Here is a 16,204-nt window from a genome sequence, read left to right on the forward strand (position 1 = left end):
ACAGAAAATCTAAGCAGAAAATAGGAAAGAACAAAGAGGATATAATTCATGGAAAATTCAAAAGGACTTGTGACCATTCCTACAGATCTCGACGTCGTTCCTGAGACTTTGGAATTGATGAAGCGCTGGGGAGCAGATGCGATCAGAGACTGTGACGGTACAGATTTTCCGGAAGCGCTCAAAGACGCAGATGCGGAAATTTATTCTACATATTATACGACAAGAAAAGATAACGATTGGGCGAAGGCGAATCCGGAAGAGATACAGCAGATGTATCTTATGACGCCGTTCTATACGGCTGATTCTGAGAGTCTGTCGATCGAAATCATGAAAGGACTTTATCCTGACATGCTCAGTCCGAACACACGCGATGATATTAAACGCTGGTGGGAAGTTGTAGACCGCACGACAGGAGAAGTCGTTCCGACAGACGAGTGGGATTATAATGAAGAGGACGGAAAGGTTACGCTTAAGGCAGTTCCGTTCCATGAGTATACGGTGAGCTTCCTCGCCTATATCATGTGGGATCCGGTACATATGTACAATGCAGTTACAAATGACTGGAAAGATGTAGAGCATCAGATTACATTCGATGTTCGTCAGCCGAAGACACATGAGTATACATTGAAACGTTTGAGAAAATTTATCGAGGATCATCCGTATGTAAACGTACTTCGTTTCACTACGTTTTTCCATCAGTTCACACTTGTGTTTGACGAGCTCGCCCGTGAGAAATATGTGGACTGGTACGGATATTCGGCATCAGTAAGTCCGTATATCTTAAAACAGTTTGAAGAAGAAGCCGGATATCCGTTCCGCGCGGAATATATTATCGATCAGGGATATTACAATAACCAGTATCGTGTTCCGAGCAAAGAGTTCCAGGATTTCCAGGCGTTCCAGAGAAGAGAAGTTGCTAAGATCGTAAGAGAGATGACAGACATCACACACGAATGCGGCAAAAAGGCAATGATGTTCCTCGGAGATCACTGGATCGGAACGGAGCCGTTTATGGAAGAGTTTAAAACACTTGGTCTTGACGCTGTCGTAGGAAGTGTCGGAAATGGTTCTACACTTCGTCTGATCAGTGATATTGAAGGCGTGAAATATACAGAAGGACGTCTCCTTCCGTACTTCTTCCCGGATGTATTTAATGAGAACGGTGATCCGGTTAAAGAAGCAAAATATAACTGGGTGACAGCAAGAAGAGCAATCTTAAGAAAACCGATCGATCGTATCGGATACGGCGGTTATCTGAAGCTTGCGCTCCAGTTCCCGGAATTCCTTGATTATGTAGAGCAGGTATGCAACGAGTTCCGTACGCTTTATGCAAATGTAAAAGGAACGACACCATACTGCGTGAAGAAAGTTGCAGTGCTTAACTGCTGGGGCAAGATGAGAGCATGGGGATGCCATATGGTGCATCATGCCCTGTATCAGAAACAGAACTACTCTTATGCAGGAATCATTGAGTCTCTCTCAGGAGCGCCGTTTGACGTTGTATTTATCAACTTCCAGGATATTCTGGACAATCCGGCGATCCTTGACGATATCGATGTGATCATCAATGTCGGAGATGCAGATACGGCGCATACAGGCGGCGAATGGTGGGAGAACCCGCAGATCATCGAGTCTATCCGCAGATTCGTTTATAACGGCGGCGGAATCATCGGTGTCGGCGAACCTTCAGGACATCAGTATCAGGGACATTTCTTCCAGCTTGCGAACGTATTCGGCGTAGAGGAAGAAACAGGATTTACACTCGGATATGATAAATACAACTGGGATGAGCACGAACACTTCATTCTGGAAGATTCCGAAGAAGTAGATTTCGGAGAAGGCAAGAAGAATATCTATGCTCTTCCGAACGCAACGATTCTTGTACAGAAAGAAAAAGAAGTGCAGATGGCAGTAAACGAATTCGGAAAAGGACGCGCCGTTTATATCAGCGGACTTCCGTACAGCTTTGAGAACAGCCGTGTACTTTACCGTGCAGTGCTTTGGAGCACACACAGTGAAGATGAACTGAACAGATGGTTCAGTACAAACTATAACGTAGATGTACATGCTTATCCGAAGAACAATAAATACTGTGTTGTAAATAATACGGATGAGTCACAGCAGACAACGATTTACCGTGGAGATGGAAGCTGCTTTGAGCTTGAGCTTGAGCCGAACCAGATCATCTGGTACGAGATCGCGTAATGTCTGAGAAAGATCGTGCAGGCGTTATTTCCTGCCGATCGTTTGCGGTCGTTTTGTTGGGGAACAGACGACGGCAGAGAAGTTTGTGAAAAAGAAAATAGAGCGAATGAAAAAGATTACGGTTCATATGCATATATGAGCCGTAATTTGATATTGGATGTGAATAATAGCGGAAAGAGATAATGGATCAGAAGCAGTTTAGCCGCAAGGGATCGTAATCATTTCTTGCGTAAAGTAAGGGTCAGTTCTAATTCTGTAAATTGAAAACATGTATAGTAGTGATATCCGTTTTCGCCGATAATTTCAGGAGCGAGCGGAGAAACGGAGATCATGACTTGCGGAGAAAAGGTTTCTGAAAAGGAGTATATAGAGTTACAAAAATATGCGCTTGGAATATGGATGTTCCGATTATCTAAGATCAAAGTTACAGAAAGGATGCCGCAGAAGGAAGGTGAGGAGGATGAGATTATGTTGCTTAGTATTGCAATGATATTGTTAGTTGGGATGTCTATGGGATGGATCTGTAAAAAGATTCATCTGCCGAGCCTGCTTGGGATGATCGTAACAGGAATTGTACTTGGACCGCATGCGCTGAATTTGATTGACGGTTCGATTTTGAATATTTCATCGGAACTAGGACGGATCGCGCTTATCATTATATTGACGAGAGCAGGATTGTCACTGGATTTTAATGATCTGAAAAAGGTGGGTCGCCCAGCTGTTTTGATGTGTTTTGTGCCGGCTTGTTTTGAAATGGCAGGAATGATCCTGCTGGCTCCAAAAGTGCTTGGGATTTCGATTTTGGATGCGGCGATCATGGGAGCGGTTGTCGCCGCAGTTTCTCCTGCGGTTATTGTTCCGAAAATGCTGAAGTTGATGGAGGAAGGGTATGGTGTGAAACAGGGGATCCCGCAGATGATTCTTGCTGGTGCGTCAGTTGACGATGTGTTTGTAATTGTAATGTTTACGGTATTTACAGGACTGGAACAGGGAAACCATATTTCGGCTGTGAGTTTTATTAATATTCCGGTTTCCATTGCGGTCGGAGCTTTGGCAGGATTTCTTATCGGAATTTTATTTGCAAAATATTTTGAAAAGATCCACATAAGAGATACTTCAAAAGTGATCATTCTTTTGTGTGTTTCCTTTCTGTTGGTTACCTTTGAAGACAAATTTGCATCTGTAATTCCGTTTGCATCTCTAATCGCGGTTATGACGATCGGTATCGCTTTGCAGCAGAAGAGAAAAATCGTGGCAGAACGATTGTCTGTAAAATTCAATAAACTTTGGGTTGGAGCAGAAGTAATGCTTTTTGTACTCGTTGGAGCAACTGTGGATATTCAGTATGCTGTGTCGGCGGGGATCGCAACTGTTGTTCTGATTTTTGCAGTTTTGGTATTTCGGATGTTGGGGGTGTTTTTGTGTCTGCTGAAAACGAAGCTTACTGTGAAAGAAAGATTGTTTTGCATGGCCGCATATATGCCGAAAGCTACTGTACAGGCGGCGATCGGAGGCGTGCCGCTTGCGATGGGATTGTCCTGCGGAAATATCGTTCTGACAGTTGCGGTTACTGCGATTTTGATCACTGCGCCGCTGGGGGCTTTTCTGATCGAATTGACTTATAAAAAATGGTTAAAACAGGAAAGGGAGAGTTTGCCTTTGGCGTGATTTTCCAGTGTGTACATATTAATTATGAGAGAATAGAAACGGGCGTCTTGCGTGAAAGCAGGCGCTCAATTTTTGTGATTACAATCCCAGAATGTGCCTTTTGGCATTTCCGGTGATTATGAAAGCAAATGTTTATTTTTGAAAGGGAGAATGTTTATTTTGCAAGGTCTTTTCTGAAACTATTATTCGGAATACAGATAAATGTTCCGAAAAATATGCTTAAAAAAATTCCTGTAAAAAATTCTGTACAGGAACATGTTACCGAAGAAGTGTAAGTTGAAAATGATAGAAGCAGCAACAGCTTTTGTATATAACATATTAAATCATGTCCCTGCATACATTGTAAAAAGATGTGTCTAGGGGAATATTTGTGAAAGATTATATTGAGGAACGAGCCGTTGAAATCGCAGCATATATCATAGAAAATAATGCGACAGTACGGCAGACGGCAAAACAATTCAGGATTAGTAAGAGTACTGTACATATGGATGTAACAAAAGAAGCTGGAATGTGAAGGTTTTGTATGTGGTGAGATGAAAGAGATAAAAAGTAAAGTATATAAGGGGATTTGGTGGGAGGAAATGACTCCGCAGAATCAAATCTGTGATGAAAAAGCTCGGTGATGACTGGGCTTTTTGCATGTGGAAATAAGTAGGAGTAGAAAAGTATGGCTGAGAGTGAAAATACTGTAGTGTATCTTTTATTCATAGGTGATACGTTGTTAGGCAAAAGTGTGATATAATCAAATTGATTATTATCAGGTTTAGGTAGATTAAAAATTTTCGTGAATTTTACAAAAGATATTATAAAGAATATTTTGGGGAGGTTTCTATGAGCAATATAATAAAAATTAATGATGATAGAAATTTAGTTGCAGAACAGAATGATGAAATTGTGAGAGAATGCCATGATTTAGCTGAGATGACAGAAGAAATGTTGTTGGATGCACGAAAAGAAATTGCAAATAAGAAAACTCTTAGTGTGCCGATTGCGGAACTGGCTTTATTAGGAACTGGAGTAGCGTCTTTAATCCCGGCTTTAAGGACAGTGACACAAACAACAACATTTAATACTCAGGGCTTATATCAGCTTGCGAATGCAGGAGTAGGAGATACTTTAAAGATAGCAAAGAATGGCAATTTTTGGGGAGCATTCAAAACTGCAGATGGGGCATCGAAATTTGCACAGCTTCAAGCAGCAGAGCCTCTTTCAACTACCAGTACTGCAGTAATGCCCATTGATCCGGCAACAATGATGATGGCAGTAGCACTGTTTACAATAGAGCAACAGCTAAAAAATATAGAGAAAATGCAGAAACAGATTCTGCTATTCCTTGAAATTGAAAAAGAATCGGAGATTGAAGCAGATGTCGAGATACTGTCTAAAATGATTACTACATACAAGTATAATTGGAATAATGAACATTTTGTTGCAAGTAATCATAAGATGGTGTTGGATATTCAGAGAACAGCCAGAAAAAATATGCTTTCATATAAAAAGAAGGTTGCAGAATTAATAGATTCCCCCAAATTGAGTGTCGCTCAGGCTAAGGTAAAATCAACTTTAAGCGATTTACAGAAGAAATTCAAATATTACAGATTGTCGTTATATACTTTCTCGATGGCTTCATTGGTAGAAATTATGCTTAGTGGTAATTTCAAAGAGGAATATATTTCTGATGTAAAAGCGGAAGTTAAAAAGTTCTCATTGGAATACAGAGATTTATTTACAGAATGTTCAATGTACCTTGAAAAGATGACCTCAGTATCTGTAGAAGCAAGTGTCATGAAGGGGATCGGAGTTGCAAGTAAAGCGGTAGGAAAGTTTATTGGCAGCATCCCGGTTGTGAAGGAAGGTCAAGTGGATGAATTTTTACAAGACAGAGGAGTACATTTGAAAGAAAATGCTCAGGGTATGCAGAGGAATGTACTGGAAGCATTTGCAACACTTCACAATCCGGGAACTGGCGTCTTTATGGACAAAATGGAAGATATGATTCAGATTTATAATCAGACTGATAAAATTTGTTTTGATGATGATAAAATATATCTTATTGCAGGGTAAGATAATGAGGAATTAGAACAAGAAGGAGTAGAATTTGGAGAAGTTTTCAGAGAAAAGTTTATTATCGCTTGGAGATTATTATGTCTATAGTCTGATTGATCCCAGGAATAGGAAAATATTTTACATTGGCAAGGGAACCGGAAATCGGGTTTTTGAACATGAATTGGAAAGTCAGGGAAGTCCAGAGAGCGAAAAGTTGAAGTTAAAGATGATAGCAGAGATTAAATCAGCTGGTTTGGAAGTTGAAAAAGTTATTATTAACTGCAATCTGACAGAAGCGGAAGCATTTGCGGCAGAAGCGGCACTAATTAATGCGTTTAATTATGTTGAAGATACCAGGTTAACAAACATTGTTGCAGGACATCATTCGGCGGAGGCTTTGACAGTAGATGATTTTGAAAAGATATATGGAGCAGAAGAGTTACAAGAATCAGATATTCGGCACAAAGTAATGATTATTAAGATAAATAAACTTTATCAAAAAGGGATGACGGAAGATGTTCTGTATGATTCGGTACGTGGTATTTGGCGAGCATCACTAGAACGCGCGAAGACTGTAGAATATGTTTTTGGGGTTTATAATTCGTTAATAGTTGCGGTATATAGACCGACAACGTGGTATGTTTGTAAAGAAGCATTAGAAAAGTTGCCAAAGCATGTTGCACAGTTGACTTCGAAAATGGAGAACAGAGTATTTTTTATAGATGAAGGATTTGAGAATCATGAGTTGTTGGACGAAGCGGGGAAGTTTTATTTGTATAAATCCATTGCTGGTTTGAAAGTGAATCAGAGCGCACAGAATCCGATTACATATTTAGATACTAAGAAATAGAGCAAGATCCACCCTGGTATTGCCATATCACAATTTTTAGCATATGGATACCAAGAGTGATCTTATGATGGAACATCCACGTACCCGTTGATTGGTTACATATAGAAAAATTAAATAGAGGTTTATAGAGCATCTGACAAAGTTGGGTGCTCTTATTTTGTTCAAAAAAGAAAATTTTCCACGAAATGTTGCGATTATATTTGTGAAAGCTAGTGAAAGAACGACAGGAACATGGTGTGAGTGTTACAATTATTAAAACAGAATGGTAAAATCGCAAATAAGGAAGCATTTAGTGTGCCGATTGCTGAATTGGCTTTGTTAGGTGCAGGAGTAGAAATGTCTGTTTTGATGAAAATGAATGGCAGCAATAAGAGAGAAGAGCTTGCGGCAGATAAAAGTCATGATATGAAAGAAATTTTGGAACTATAGGACTATTTCTTCTGAAGGTTTCATAGAAATGGACAAAGAGTACAGGAAGGGAGGTAGTTGTTTATCGTGGCAAGGCAAAAATTGAATTATCGATTTCATAATCCGAATACGGTAGAAGCTACCGCCGATTACATATTGAAAATTTTTATGGAAGTGAATGAAAAGAAGGTGGAGCGGGTGATAAAAGGGGCTGCAGAGAAGAATTTGGAAGAGAATGCTATAGAAATGTATACAATAGGTGAAAAAAACAAGAACAAAAGAATTATTGGCGGGTATTGAACTTTCAACGTGCATAAGTAAAATTTATGTGAGAAGTTTGAGTTGATAAATAGAATGAAATGGTATATGATAAGAAAAAGCGAAAATAATTTTCGTGGAGGGAAAAATCATGGAAAATCAACAGTCTGTATTAGATATTATTCAGATAAGATATGACAGCTTTTTTGAACAGGAGAAAAAAATAGCAGGTTATATTTTACAGAATTATAAAGATGTTATCAATATGACGATCGGAGATTTGGCGGATGCAAGCGGAACAAGCGTAGCTACAGTGTCTAGATTTTGCAGGAAATGTGAAGTAGATGGATTTCACCATTTGAAAATCGGTTTGGCGAAAGAACTTGTAATGGGAGAAAAAGAAGTTACGGTTTCGAATGATATTTCAAGAAAAGAGATTGGGCAGTCACTGCAGAATATTCTGGCCAATAAGATTGAAGAGATGAGACAGACTGTTTCGCTTTTTGATGAAAAGCAGTTGGAGACGATTTTAAATAAGATACAGCATGCAGGAATGGTACAGTTTGTTGCAGTTGGAAATACGATTCCGGTAGCACTGGACGGGGCATATAAATTGAATGAGATTGGGATTCCATCCATGGCAGGTACAATCTGGGAAACTCAGCTTTCATTTGCTATGACATTAAAAAAGAAAGATGTACAGATTGCAATCTCAAATTCGGGCGAGTCTAAGCAGGTCGTGAAGATGGTGCGGGCAGCTAAGAAAAATGGTTGTACAACAGTTGGAATTACAAATAATCCGAATTCAACGATTGCAAAAGAAGTAGATTATCATATACAGACTGCCACTAGAGAAAAACTGTTTATGAACGAGTTTTGTTTTTCAAGAGTTTCGGCAATGACGGTAATAGAGATTCTTTACTTGTTTCTGACAGTAGGGCAGGCTCAGAGTTATGCAAGACTGAGTGAGTGTGAGAATCTGATGGCGGATGAAAAAGTGTGAGTAACTTTCTTGTATTGCAGCAGTTACAATACTTGAAAATCGTAGAGGGGCTATAAGTAAGCAGAAGTTATTAATTAAATGAACGAATTGAAAAAATCAGGAAGATGAAAAAGTTTTCTTGATTTTTTTTATACAAAAATAATTTCCGGTTTTTGTGCATTTCTCATAAAAATAATTTTCATGAAATGAAAGTGTTGACGAAAATAAATATTGTAGTATAATTCAAAGCAAGAAAATAAATATCGCGATTATTTATTGAATGAAAAAAATTTGCAAAATGGTTGATTGAAAGTTATGAGGAAAATTGTATGAGAATAAGGGAATTACTAAGCAGTCAGTCGATTGCGCTTGGAGCGAAGTCTGCAAATAAAAAAGATATCATTGAAAAGATGACCGTTCTTATGGAAGCATCAGGAAATCTGACTGATAGAAAACAGTATTTAAAAGGCGTGTTGAAACGTGAGGCGGAAGGAACAACAGGAATTGGAGAAGGAGTTGCCATTCCGCATGCGAAGAATGCAGCAGTAAAAAAAGCAGGACTTGCTGCAATGGTATTGAAGCAAACAGTTGATTTTGACTCTTTGGATGGAGAACCTGTGAAACTTATTTTTATGATTGCAGCGCCGGATAACGGAGAAAATGAACATTTGGAAGCGTTATCAAGATTATCCACCATGCTGATGGATGATGAATTTAGAAATCAGTTGATTCAAGCAGAAGATACAGATCAGTTCTTGGCTATCATTGATAAGAAAGAACAGAAGTTAGATGAAAAGGCATCTGAAAAAGCAGAGATGAGTACTTCTTACAAAGTGTTGGCTATTACAGCTTGTCCGACAGGAATCGCACATACTTTTATGGCCGCGGAAAGTTTGGAGACGAAAGGAAAAGAACTTGGGATTCCGGTCAAAGTTGAGACACAGGGAGCAGATGGAGCGAAGAATGTACTGACAGCAGAGGAAATCAAAGCGGCTGACGGAATTATTATTGCGGCAGACAAAAATGTGAATCTTGCAAGGTTTGATGGGAAAAAGGTTCTGATCACAAAAGTTGCAGATGGAATTCATAAACCGGAAGAACTGATACAGAAGATTGAGAGCGGAAATGTTTCAATTTATCATCATGATGGCCAAAAGGAGCAGAAGCAGCCTGAAGTAAAAGAAAGCCTCGGAAGAAAGATTTATAAGGATCTTATGAATGGAGTATCCAATATGCTTCCATTTGTAATTGGAGGAGGAATTCTGATTGCAATCGCATTCCTTTTGGATGATTATAGTATTGATCCGTCAAATTTTGGTAAGAATACACCGATTGCAGCTTATTTTAAAACGATTGGTGAGTTTTCATTTGGAATGATGCTTCCGGTCCTCTCAGGATTCATTGCAATGAGTATTGCAGATCGCCCCGGACTTGCAGTTGGTTTTGTTGCAGGTTTGGTAGCGAAAGCGGGAAGTACATTTGCAAATCCGGCAGGAGGAGATGTAAATGCAGGTTTTTTGGGAGCATTGTTTGCAGGTTTCGTAGCGGGATATGTAGTACTTGCGCTTAAGAAATTGACAAATAAGATTCCGCAGAGCCTGAACAGCATTCGTCCGATGATTATTTATCCGGTTGCCGGTATTTTGATCGGTGCGGTTATGACAACGCTGATCAATCCTTTTATGGGAAGCATCAATGATGCGCTGACAGAAGTATTGAACAGTATGAATGGGACGAGCAGAGTTTTACTCGGAACTATTTGTGCGGGAATGCAATCAGTAGATATGGGAGGTCCGGTCAATAAGACATCTTATGTATTTGCAACTTCCCAGTTGGCAGAAGGAAACTTTGAGATCATGGCATCTGTTATGGCAGGAGGAATGGTTCCGCCGCTGGCGATCGCATTTTGTACCACGCTTTTCAAGAACCGTTTTACAAAGAAGGAAAGAGAGTCAGGACTGGTAAATTATCTGCTGGGATTATCCTTCATTTCAGAAGGTGCGATTCCATTTGCAGCAAGTGATCCGCTTCGTGTAATTCCATCTTGTATTGTTGGTTCAGCTGTAGCAGGAGGATTATCTATGTTCTTTGAATGTACCCTTCGTGCACCGCATGGTGGAGTTTTTGTACTTCCGACGATTGGACATCCGATGATGTACGCGTTATCAATTTTGATCGGATCACTGATTGGATGCGTGATACTTGGAATCTTAAAAAAACCATTAGGAGGAGAAAGATAAAGTGAAAAAAAGGTGTGCAGAAGAAGCAATAAAGATGATAAGTGAGGGAATGATCGTAGGACTTGGAGGAGGAAGCACGGTTGGTTTTCTCATCGAAGAGATTAAGAATTCCGGGAAGCAGATTCAGGCGGTTACACCATCTATGAATACAGAAGAGTTATGTAGAAAGAATGGTATCACTGTGCTTCCGATGTCACAGGTAGAGAAAATTGATGTAGCATTTGATGGATGTGATGAAGTAGATTGGGAATTCAATGCTTTAAAAAGTTGCGGTGGAATCCATACGAGAGAAAAGCTGGTGGCAGATATGGCACAGAAGTATTTCCTTCTTGCGGATGAATCAAAATATCATGAGGAATTGAAGTTTGAATATCCTGTGACCGTTGAAGTGCTTCCAAGTGCAAGGAGTTACGTGAAAAGGCAGTTAAGTCTTCTTGGGGCAGAGGTCAGAGAAAGAATGTGTGATAATAAGACAGGACTGACAATTACGGATGATGGAAATTATCTGATGGAAGCTAGATTTATAGAGAGGCAGAATGCAGAAGAACTGAATGATGCACTGAATGCGATGAGTGGAATTATTGGCCATGGATTGTTCTATAAGAAAGCAACTGGTGTGATTGTGGCCGGGAAAGATAAAATAGATATTTATGAAAAGTAATTGAGTTAAAAATGAAAAACAATAGATCTTGAAGATAGATCGGAAAGAAGGGATTATTCATATGGAAAAGAAAAAATTAAACTGGGGAATTCTTGGCACAGGATGGATCGCTCATGAGATGGGTGAGGCGCTTAATGCAGTAAATGGAGAAATCTATGCCGTATGTGATACGACACTGGAAGGAGCACAGAAATATGCAGAAGAGTTTCAAGTGACAAAAGCTTACGCAAGTGCGGATGAGATGATTGCAGATCCGAAAGTAGATATTGTTTATATAGCGACGCCGCATAACCTTCACTATCAGTTCCTGCTTCAGTCGGTAAAAGCCGGAAAACATGTTTTTTGTGAAAAATCAATCACTGTAAATAGCCGTCAGTTGGAAGAATGTGTTAAAATTGCAGAAGAAAAAGGACTTGTGATTTGTGATGGTATGACATTACTTCATATGCCTCTTTACAAAGCGCTGAAAGAGAAAATCGCAGAAGGCGTGATCGGAGATGTGAAGATGGTTCAGGTGAACTTTGGAAGCTGCAAGGAATATGATGTGAGAAATCGTTTCTTTTCAAAAGAGCTGGCAGGAGGCGCATTGCTTGATATTGGGGTGTACGCAACTTCCTTTGCAAGATACTTTATGAAGAGTAAGCCAAATGTTGTGTTGACAACAGCCAATTATTTTGAGACTGGTGTAGACGAGACAAGCGGAATACTCTTAAAGAACCCGGACGGTGAGATGGCTGTTATGGCGCTTACTATGAGAGCAAAACAGCCAAAACGAGGAGTTGTAGCAGGAGAAAAGGGATTTATTGAGATCTATGATTATCCGCGTGCAGCGAAAGCTACAATTACTTATACAGAGACAGGAAAGACGGAAGTAATTGAGGCAGGCGAGTCAGCGAAGGCGCTTCAATATGAAGTGGCTGATATGCAGGATTATGTATGGAATAATGGTGGAAAAGAGAATCTTTCAATCGTTCGTGATGTAATGGAGACTTTGACGACAATCAGAAATCAGTGGGGGATGGTGTATTCGTTTGAGTAAAAAATATTTTTTCTTTGATATTGATGGAACTTTGACAGACAGGAAAACAGGGCAGATTGTACCATCTGCCCTTGAGGCAGTAAAAAGGCTGCAAGAAGCAGGACATTTTGTTTCGATTGCCACCGGACGCGCGTGCTATAAGGCGGAAAAATTCAGAGTTGCCAATGGATTTAAAAATATGGTATGTAATGGCGGGCACGGAATCATTTATGATGGTGAATTAAAAGAAAATCGTCCGTTAAATTATGAAGCTGCCAAAGCAGTGTACGATCAGGCGAGAGAACTTGGTTATGGAATTTATACCGCAATAGATGATTCGAATAAAGTATATGCTACAGATTTCCTTTTTCATGAACAAGTGGGAATGAGGAAAGAACCAAGTGTCTATATTATTGATCCGGAATTTGATCCTGCGAGGGACAAGAAAATCTATAAGATGTATGTATCTGTGCCGGAGGGAGAAGAAGATCGACTGACAACGAAAGCATTGGTAGGACACCTGCGTTTTGAAAAGGAATATTTGATGTTTCAGCCAGACGCCAAGAAAGAAGGGATTTTAAGAATGCTTTCTTATGCAGGCGGAACTCCGGAAGATGTTGTCGTATTTGGAGACGATTATAACGATTTGAATATGTTTGATGAGCGTTTCTTAAAAATAGCAATGGGAAATGGATGTGATGAGCTGAAAGCAAAGGCAGATTACGTCACAGATGAGAATGTGAAAGATGGCATTTATAAAGCCTGTATAAAATATAGATGGATTTGTTGATTAGATAATGATTGGGCATGGGATTGTCAGTTTTTCCTGTGAGATATTCTGTCGAAGTACTAAGAATATTTGCCATATAAGTAATCGCATAAATCTGAAGCATACGAAGAAGAAATTAATGGGGATGTTTTACAAAATGTAGAATATCCTCTTTTTCTGTTTCTGAATCTTTCTTTCCTAACATAATATAGATGTAACAGATAAAATGATTTTAACAGAGAGGTATGTTATGAAAATAGCAGCATATTGCCGTGTTTCCACAGATAAAGCCGATCAGCTCAATAGTTTAGAAGCTCAAAAAGAATTCTTCTCTGAGTATACCCAGCGTACCGGAGACGTTTTAGTAAAATTATATGCAGATGAAGGTATTTCAGGAACGAAAATCAAAAATCGTAAGGAATTCCTTCGCATGATGTCCGATGCAGAAAAAGGAATGTTTGATATGGTCGTTGTAAAGGATATTTCCCGCTTTGCCAGAAATACTGTGGATCTTTTACAGAATATTCGAAAATTGAAAGCGTTAGGAATTGAAACGCAATTCCTGACAGCGAATATGACAAGTATGGGAAACAGTGAGTTTGTTCTTACCATCTTTGGAGCATTGGCTCAGGAAGAAAGCGCGAATACATCTAAGCGAGTGAAATTTGGAAAAAAATTAAACGCAGAAAAAGGACGAGTTCCCAACATTGTATATGGATACGATAAAACAATCGGAGATTATTTCAATCTTAAGATCAACAAAGAAGAATCAAAGGTTGTAAAGCAAATTTATAAGTGGTACACAGAAGAAGGATATGGTGCTGCCAAGATTTCCAATATGCTGAACGAAAAGGGCTATCGGACAAAGAGAAACTGCAAATGGAGCCAGAATGCCATCTGCAGGATTTTGACCAATGAGATTTATACGGGAAAGATTATCAATGGAAAGCAGGAAATCAGTGATTTTCTGACTGGTCAGAGAAGAGAGAAGGATGAAACGGAATGGCTTGTTGTGGAACGTCCGGAACTTCGTATGATTGAAGATGAAGTGTTTGAAAAAGCACAGGAAATTCTTCGTGGAAGAAACGATGCATTTAATTTGAATCATGAGCGGCAAAGCAACAAATATTTGTTTTCTACATTGATTAAATGTAAAGAATGTGGCTGGTCTTTCCGAAGGACAGTTCGTACTTATAAAAATACGTATGTGCGTTGGGTTTGTTCCGGGAGAAATGGAAAAGGAGCAGATGAAATTTATGTTTCATATGGAACTATGTATGGAATTATTTATTGTAGTCGAGAACAAACTTATAAAAAATTTGAGGAAATTAAAAAAGTTCTTGAGAAAGATTACGAAGAGAATAAAGAGCCGTCAAATGAATTTATAAATACATTCGCAAAAACATATGGGTTATGTCTGCCGAATGATGTACTTTTTGACATGTCATCGTTATTTGAACTGTTTTAACATAATCTTTATTTTCCACATACATTGTAAAAAGATGTATCTAGGGAAATTTTGAGAAAGATTATGTCGAAGAGAGCTGCTGCAATTGTGAACAGTGCGACAGACGATGAAAAAATTTGGAGTCAGTAAAAGGACTGGAGATATGAATATAATACAAAAGAAAGTTTTGTGTAGGTGGTAGAATAAGAAAGGATTATAAGGTATTTACATTCAATTATATGGGTGTTAATGCCTTTTTTTAATGCAAAAAAATTCTCGCGAAAAAACCATTTCCTCTTATGGAAGATTAGAAAACACAGTTGAATCTTCCGAGTAAAAAGCCTTTGACTGCACGCAACGTGCAGTTGTAGGGTAAAAGGAGAAAGGTATGGAAGGTATGACTCTGCGAGAAATATGTGAAGTATTGGAGGTGTCTAGGAGAGCGGTTCAAGGGTATGAGAAAGCAGGCCTTGTGTCTGCAACAGACCGGAATAAGTACGGACACTTACTCTATGATGAAGCTGCTATGTTGAGAATTGCACGAATTAAGTTCTATCAGCAGTTAGGATTTTCTATTAAAGAGATTATTGGTATCATTGATGCACCGAATATTCTAGTGAAGGCAGCACTTGAAGCGCAGGTGCAGAAACTAAAAAAAGAAAAAGCAGAAATTAGCGAGTTGATTGAAAAAGCAAATCAAGTTATAGCTAGTTTGTAAAGCAATAAAGAAAGAGGGAGAAACAAATGAGGGATAAAAAGAAAAAAATTTTAATTATTGCGTTAGTTGCTGTTGCAATTATAACAATATCAGGTATTGGAATATATTTTGGTTACCATACATGGGATGAGGCAACGTGCTCAAAACCAAAGAAATGTAGTATCTGCGGAAAAACTGAGGGGGAAGCATTGGGTCATAAATGGAGAGATGCAACATGTACGGAACCACAAATTTGTTCCGTATGTAATCGAACAAAGGGCGAGAAGTTAGGGCATAATCTAGATAAATGGTCTATAATAAAAGAAGCTACATGTACTGCAGTTGGAGAAAAGGAAGCAATATGTAAAAGATGTAAAAAAAGTTTACCAGAGGAAATCCCAATGACAGATCATACACCGGGGGAATGGACTGTAACAAAAGATTATAAAGTGAATAGAGATGGAACAGTAACTCCAGGAGTAGAATCTGTATTATGTTTTGTATGTAATAAGGAATTGGAGACGAGAGAATACAAAATAGAATTGACTAAAGGACAGAAAAACGCGGTGATTCGGGCATATGAAGAGGAAAATTTCTGGCACGTATCGAGGGACTATTTAATAAATGATGTATTGGTCGGATTTGATTACTTTAGCGTAGAGGATGCAACATTTGCAGTTGATCATATGGATGTAAATTTTGATGAACAAGCAGTGTTATATGTAAAGCAAAATTCATCTGGCCAGTCCAGAGGGGAAATCACAGAAATGATGCGTTATTACGGCTATACCGAAGAACAGATTAACAATGCATTAGAAGAGTCTGGAATATAGAGTACTCATAGAAATCATTGCTATTGAAGACAAAAGTTATCGATAGAGGCTTGGGGAGAATTCTCCAAGCTTAGAGTATAATTATCATTGGCAAAAATAAAGGGAAGAGATCGAAACCTCTT

At 38.9% G+C, this 16,204-nt stretch carries 13 protein-coding genes and 2 pseudogenes; all 15 read left to right on the forward strand.

The window, feature by feature from the left end; all coding sequences use genetic code 11:
• Positions 1 to 48 precede the first annotated feature (48 nt).
• Positions 49 to 2,205, forward strand: a complete 2,157-nt coding sequence (gene gnpA, locus RCH61_RS05345; RefSeq protein ID WP_178006295.1) for a 1,3-beta-galactosyl-N-acetylhexosamine phosphorylase — start codon at positions 49 to 51, stop codon at positions 2,203 to 2,205.
• Positions 2,206 to 2,673: 468 nt separating this feature from the next.
• Positions 2,674 to 3,873, forward strand: a complete 1,200-nt coding sequence (locus tag RCH61_RS05350) for a cation:proton antiporter (RefSeq protein WP_178006328.1) — start codon at positions 2,674 to 2,676, stop codon at positions 3,871 to 3,873.
• 370 nt (positions 3,874 to 4,243) lie between these two features.
• A pseudogene (locus tag RCH61_RS05355) lies at positions 4,244 to 4,372 on the forward strand (sporulation transcriptional regulator SpoIIID); the annotation flags it as partial.
• Between the two features lie 332 nt (positions 4,373 to 4,704).
• A complete protein-coding gene (locus RCH61_RS05360) occupies positions 4,705 to 5,937 on the forward strand; it encodes a hypothetical protein (RefSeq protein WP_306480064.1) in 1,233 nt (410 codons plus the stop codon).
• Between the two features lie 34 nt (positions 5,938 to 5,971).
• Positions 5,972 to 6,769, forward strand: a complete 798-nt coding sequence (locus tag RCH61_RS05365; protein ID WP_178006294.1) for an LEM-3-like GIY-YIG domain-containing protein — start codon at positions 5,972 to 5,974, stop codon at positions 6,767 to 6,769.
• Between the two features lie 240 nt (positions 6,770 to 7,009).
• A complete protein-coding gene (locus RCH61_RS05370; protein WP_178006293.1) occupies positions 7,010 to 7,198 on the forward strand; it encodes a hypothetical protein in 189 nt (62 codons plus the stop codon).
• Positions 7,199 to 7,264: 66 nt separating this feature from the next.
• A complete protein-coding gene (locus tag RCH61_RS05375) occupies positions 7,265 to 7,477 on the forward strand; it encodes a hypothetical protein (protein ID WP_178006292.1) in 213 nt (70 codons plus the stop codon).
• A gap of 109 nt (positions 7,478 to 7,586) precedes the next feature.
• Positions 7,587 to 8,438 (forward strand): MurR/RpiR family transcriptional regulator, encoded by an 852-nt coding sequence (locus RCH61_RS05380; protein WP_178006291.1) that lies wholly within the window; start codon positions 7,587 to 7,589, stop codon positions 8,436 to 8,438.
• A gap of 308 nt (positions 8,439 to 8,746) precedes the next feature.
• The gene (locus RCH61_RS05385) at positions 8,747 to 10,657 is read left to right on the forward strand and encodes a PTS fructose transporter subunit IIABC (RefSeq protein WP_178006290.1); all 1,911 of its coding nucleotides are present in this window, start codon (positions 8,747 to 8,749) and stop codon (positions 10,655 to 10,657) included.
• Position 10,658: 1 nt separating this feature from the next.
• Positions 10,659 to 11,318 (forward strand): ribose 5-phosphate isomerase A, encoded by a 660-nt coding sequence (gene rpiA / locus RCH61_RS05390; protein WP_178006289.1) that lies wholly within the window; start codon positions 10,659 to 10,661, stop codon positions 11,316 to 11,318.
• A gap of 61 nt (positions 11,319 to 11,379) precedes the next feature.
• On the forward strand, positions 11,380 to 12,357 hold the full coding sequence (locus RCH61_RS05395) for a Gfo/Idh/MocA family protein (RefSeq protein WP_178006288.1): 978 nt from the start codon (positions 11,380 to 11,382) through the stop codon (positions 12,355 to 12,357).
• The gene (locus RCH61_RS05400) at positions 12,350 to 13,126 is read left to right on the forward strand and encodes an HAD-IIB family hydrolase (RefSeq protein WP_178006287.1); all 777 of its coding nucleotides are present in this window, start codon (positions 12,350 to 12,352) and stop codon (positions 13,124 to 13,126) included. Before RCH61_RS05395 ends, RCH61_RS05400 begins: the two co-directional genes overlap by 8 nt.
• Before the next feature lie 229 nt (positions 13,127 to 13,355).
• A pseudogene (locus tag RCH61_RS05405) lies at positions 13,356 to 14,355 on the forward strand (recombinase family protein); the annotation flags it as partial.
• Positions 14,356 to 14,940: 585 nt separating this feature from the next.
• Positions 14,941 to 15,270 (forward strand): MerR family transcriptional regulator, encoded by a 330-nt coding sequence (locus RCH61_RS05410; RefSeq protein WP_306480065.1) that lies wholly within the window; start codon positions 14,941 to 14,943, stop codon positions 15,268 to 15,270.
• 26 nt (positions 15,271 to 15,296) lie between these two features.
• On the forward strand, positions 15,297 to 16,082 hold the full coding sequence (locus tag RCH61_RS05415; RefSeq protein WP_306480066.1) for a hypothetical protein: 786 nt from the start codon (positions 15,297 to 15,299) through the stop codon (positions 16,080 to 16,082).
• The last annotated feature ends 122 nt before the right edge of the window (positions 16,083 to 16,204 follow it).

It is taken from the genome of Mediterraneibacter sp. (assembly GCF_030825015.1).
In the GTDB taxonomy this organism is placed as follows: domain Bacteria; phylum Bacillota; class Clostridia; order Lachnospirales; family Lachnospiraceae; genus Mediterraneibacter.

Excerpts from the sequence above, each read along its gene's own strand:
- gnpA (WP_178006295.1), top strand. The coding sequence starts at position 49 with ATGGAAAATTCAAAAGGACTTGTGACCATTCCTACAGATCTCGACGTC.
- RCH61_RS05350 (WP_178006328.1), top strand. The coding sequence starts at position 2,674 with ATGTTGCTTAGTATTGCAATGATATTGTTAGTTGGGATGTCTATGGGA.
- RCH61_RS05360 (WP_306480064.1), top strand. The coding sequence starts at position 4,705 with ATGAGCAATATAATAAAAATTAATGATGATAGAAATTTAGTTGCAGAA.
- RCH61_RS05380 (WP_178006291.1), top strand. The coding sequence starts at position 7,587 with ATGGAAAATCAACAGTCTGTATTAGATATTATTCAGATAAGATATGAC.
- RCH61_RS05385 (WP_178006290.1), top strand. The coding sequence starts at position 8,747 with ATGAGAATAAGGGAATTACTAAGCAGTCAGTCGATTGCGCTTGGAGCG.
- RCH61_RS05395 (WP_178006288.1), top strand. The coding sequence starts at position 11,380 with ATGGAAAAGAAAAAATTAAACTGGGGAATTCTTGGCACAGGATGGATC.
- RCH61_RS05410 (WP_306480065.1), top strand. The coding sequence starts at position 14,941 with ATGGAAGGTATGACTCTGCGAGAAATATGTGAAGTATTGGAGGTGTCT.
- RCH61_RS05415 (WP_306480066.1), top strand. The coding sequence starts at position 15,297 with ATGAGGGATAAAAAGAAAAAAATTTTAATTATTGCGTTAGTTGCTGTT.